Source organism: uncultured Planktosalinus sp., assembly GCF_963973675.1.
In the GTDB taxonomy this organism is placed as follows: domain Bacteria; phylum Bacteroidota; class Bacteroidia; order Flavobacteriales; family Flavobacteriaceae; genus Planktosalinus.
This window is the reverse complement of record NZ_CAXBAN010000256.1, coordinates 1-4,008: the sequence shown is the minus strand read 5'-3', so window position 1 is coordinate 4,008 and position 4,008 is coordinate 1. Positions and strand designations below refer to the sequence as shown.

At 36.4% G+C, this 4,008-nt stretch carries 3 protein-coding genes and 1 pseudogene; all 4 read left to right on the top strand.

Going from position 1 to position 4,008, the window contains the following annotated elements:
• A pseudogene (locus tag AACY61_RS10015) lies at positions 1-796 on the top strand (glutamine synthetase type III); the annotation flags it as partial.
• A gap of 65 nt (positions 797-861) precedes the next feature.
• On the top strand, positions 862-2,040 hold the full coding sequence (locus AACY61_RS10010) for an AIR synthase related protein (protein WP_339611438.1): 1,179 nt from the start codon (positions 862-864) through the stop codon (positions 2,038-2,040).
• Positions 2,041-2,149: 109 nt separating this feature from the next.
• Positions 2,150-2,881: a hypothetical protein gene (locus AACY61_RS10005; RefSeq protein WP_339611437.1), complete on the top strand. Its 732-nt coding sequence runs from the start codon at positions 2,150-2,152 to the stop codon at positions 2,879-2,881.
• Between the two features lie 109 nt (positions 2,882-2,990).
• On the top strand, positions 2,991-4,008 hold a 1,018-nt coding region (gene prfA / locus AACY61_RS10000; RefSeq protein WP_339611436.1), incomplete at its 3' end, for a peptide chain release factor 1.

Below are 4,008 nucleotides of genomic sequence, written 5' to 3'. Positions count from 1 at the left end.
ATTTACCGGAAATAAATGGGAGTTTAGAGCAGTGGGATCTAAAGCAAATTGTGCACACCCTATGACGGTTTTAAATACCATAGTAGCAAAACAATTAAAAGAGTTTAAGCTAGCAGTTGATAAGCTGATTGATGAAAAGAAAATGAAAAAAGACGATGCAATTTTTAATGTACTTCGTGAGTATATAAAAGACTCAAAACGCATTCGTTTTGAAGGAGATGGCTATGGAGAGGCGTGGGAAAAAGAAGCCAAAAAGAGAAAACTAAGTAATTACAAAACAACTCCTGAAGCACTAAAAGCTAAAATTTCAAAAAAAGCCATCAGTCTTTTTGAAGATATGGGTATTATGAGTGAGATTGAATCAAAAGCACGGTATGAAATAGAAGTTGAAGAATACACCAAACGCATTCAAATTGAAGGACGCGTTTTGGGCGATATTGCCAGAAACCACGTGATCCCAACAGCAATCAAATATCAAAGTGTTTTGGTAAACAACGTAAAAGGGCTAAAAGAAATATATGGTGGAGGTTTTACAAAAATGGCAGAACAGCAATTGGAAATTATTGAAGCAATTAGTGAACACATTGAAAAAATCAATCAAGGTGTGACCGAAATGACTGATGAACGAAAAAAAGCAAACAATATGTCAGATATTGAGAAAACTGCTAAAGCGTATTGTGAGCATGTAAAACCACTATTTGAGACTATAAGATATCATTGCGATAAACTTGAGTTGCTTGTAGACGATGAGTTATGGCCATTGACAAAATACAGGGAATTGTTGTTTACAAAATAAATACAATCCCGTTCACTTTTGAACGGGATTTTTTAATTTATTATTTTTATGATTAAATTATTAAGATGAGCCAGGAAATAAGCAAACGATATGCACAACGCGGTGTTTCAGCAGGAAAGGAAGATGTTCACAATGCTATAAAGAATATTGACAAAGGGCTTTTTCCTAAGGCTTTTTGTAAAATTATCCCTGATTATCTCACCAAAGACGACAAGTATTGCCTGATTATGCACGCTGATGGAGCAGGCACAAAATCTTCTTTGGCGTACATGTACTGGAAAGAAACAGGAGATCTTTCTGTTTGGAAAGGCATTGCACAGGATGCGCTTATTATGAATATTGACGATCTGTTATGTGTGGGAGCGACTGATAACATTTTGCTTTCCTCCACCATTGGACGCAATAAAAACCTAATTCCCGGCGAAGTCATATCTGCCATCATCAATGGAACGGAAGAACTGATCGAAGACCTGAAGCAGTTTGGCGTGACCATCCATTCCACGGGTGGCGAAACCGCTGATGTGGGCGATCTTGTGCGCACCATCATTGTTGATTCAACAGTAACAGCAAGAATGAAACGCAGCGATGTGATTGATAACGCAAACATTCAGGCCGGTGATGTGATTGTAGGATTAGCATCTTTTGGGCAGGCCACATATGAAAAGGAATACAATGGCGGGATGGGAAGCAACGGTCTCACCTCTGCACGCCACGATGTTTTTGAAAAGTACCTCGCAAATAAATATCCTGAAAGTTTTGATGCATCAGTTCCTGAAGATTTAGTTTATTCCGGCACAAAAAAATTGATCGATGAAGTGGCAAACAGTCCGTTGAACGCAGGTAAGCTTGTGCTTTCACCAACGCGCACCTACGCTCCTGTAATCAAAAAAATACTTTCTAAATACAACGCTGCTGATATTCACGGCATGGTGCATTGCAGTGGCGGGGCACAAACCAAAATTCTTCATTTTATTGATGCCCTTCACATTGTAAAAGACTCTCTTTTTCAAGTTCCGCCATTGTTCAAATTAATCCAAAAAGAATCAAGTACTAATTGGAAAGAAATGTACCAGGTATTTAATATGGGCCACCGTATGGAACTATATTGCAACTCAACAATTGCTGAAGATATTATTTCCATTTCAAAATCCTTCCAAATAGATGCGCAAATTGTGGGTAGAGTAGAAGCTTCAGATAAAAAGAAACTTACCATTAAGAGTGAGTTTGGTATTTTTGATTATTGATGAACCTCAATTTTGATAGTACTTTTCAAAAACTATAAAACCAATAGTTCTTGATTTACGTAGGTAGTTATGTAAGAGAATTCTTATTAACTAACTAAACGAAACTAAAATGAATATTAATCTACACTCTAAGGATACCTTCCTATTTCTTCTGGTTGTAATCTTCATTGGCTTAAACATGATAGTTATTTCAAAATTTGAAATAGAAATCTCGAGAATGGTAAGAGTACTTACAGCTTTCACATTCTTCACTTTCTTTGTTTTTTATAAAAAATACTGGATAGGATTTGTATTCTTTGCTTTGATACTTTTTACATTGAGAGACCTTTTGATAGTTAATTATGAAATGAGCTCATATAAAACGTCCTCATTTATATTTACAATTCTCGCTTATATCGCTCTGATTTATTATGGAATAAAAAAATTAAAAATCACAAAGTTTACTTCTCCAATAGCTGTTTTTATTACTATTTTAGTTTGTTTAAACCTTTTTAATATGTACTATTTATCAGAAATACTAACAGATAAGCTTGACAATGGCTTGCAATTGGTCCTGTTTTATTTACAAGGCGGAATCTTGTTGATTTTGGCGTTTATCGCCTATTTATATTATGACCGCTTTTTTGGAAAAACACCTTTACATTATCTGTTTTTTGTGTTGTGCTTTGTGTTTTCAGACCTTAGCGGTTTGGCAGCTTATTTTTACGAAATAGATGTAGCCTTTTATTTTGAACGAATTTTCTATATCCTTGGTTTGTATCTATTAGTTAACTTTGCTTTTACTGTAGCCTCTTCCGAAAATGAAAGCGAACTTCGCATTGAACAGGAGAGTTATCTGTAGGTTTTAAAGAGTTAAACCATCCAATTGCCATGGATTTCATTTTATGGCTATATCTTATTAATTACATTTAATTATCTTAAATTTGCACCACTCAAAATAGAGGGAGCATATGTTAGAAAAATTGCAAATTATTAAACAGCGTTTTGATGAAGTGAGTGATTTAATCATTCAACCGGATATTATTTCTGACCAAAAGCGATATGTACAATTAAATAAGGAATATAAAGATTTACGTAAATTAATGGATAAGCGTGAGGAATATATCTCACTCACCAACAGTGTCAAAGAAGCAGAAGAGATTATCAATGATGGTAGTGATGCCGAAATGCTCGAAATGGCAAAATTAGAAATGGAAGCTGCAAAAGAACGCCTTCCAAAACTGGAGGATGAAATCAAGTTTATGTTGATTCCTAAAGATCCTGAAGACGCCAAAAACGTTGTGATGGAAATAAGAGCCGGCACCGGAGGAGACGAAGCGTCAATTTTTGCAGGAGATTTGTTCAGAATGTATTCAAAATATATTGAAAGTAAAGGCTGGTCGTTTAATGTGATGGATTTTAGTGAAGGCACAAATGGTGGTTATAAAGAAATCCAATTTGAAGTAAACGGTGAAGATGTTTACGGAACTTTAAAGTTTGAAGCCGGGGTGCATCGGGTCCAACGCGTTCCTCAAACTGAAACCCAAGGGCGTGTTCACACTAGTGCCGCCACTGTTATGGTGTTACCCGAAGCTGAGGAATTTGATGTGCAAATAGACCCAAAGGATGTGCGAATTGACTTTTTCTGTTCCTCAGGACCCGGAGGTCAGTCTGTAAACACGACTTATTCAGCTGTTCGATTAACTCACGTTCCTACAGGGATAGTTGCACAATGTCAGGATGAAAAGTCTCAGCACAAGAATAAAGACAAAGCTTTTAAAGTGTTGCGTTCAAGGTTGTATGATATCGAGTTGGCAAAACGTCAAGAAGAAGATGCCGCTAAACGAAACTCCCAAGTGAGTAGTGGTGACCGAAGCGCAAAAATCAGAACTTACAACTACCCTCAAGGAAGAGTAACAGACCATCGTATTGGTTTGACATTGTATGATTTGGGTAATATCGAAGACATGCACGAAGCTGCATCAATGC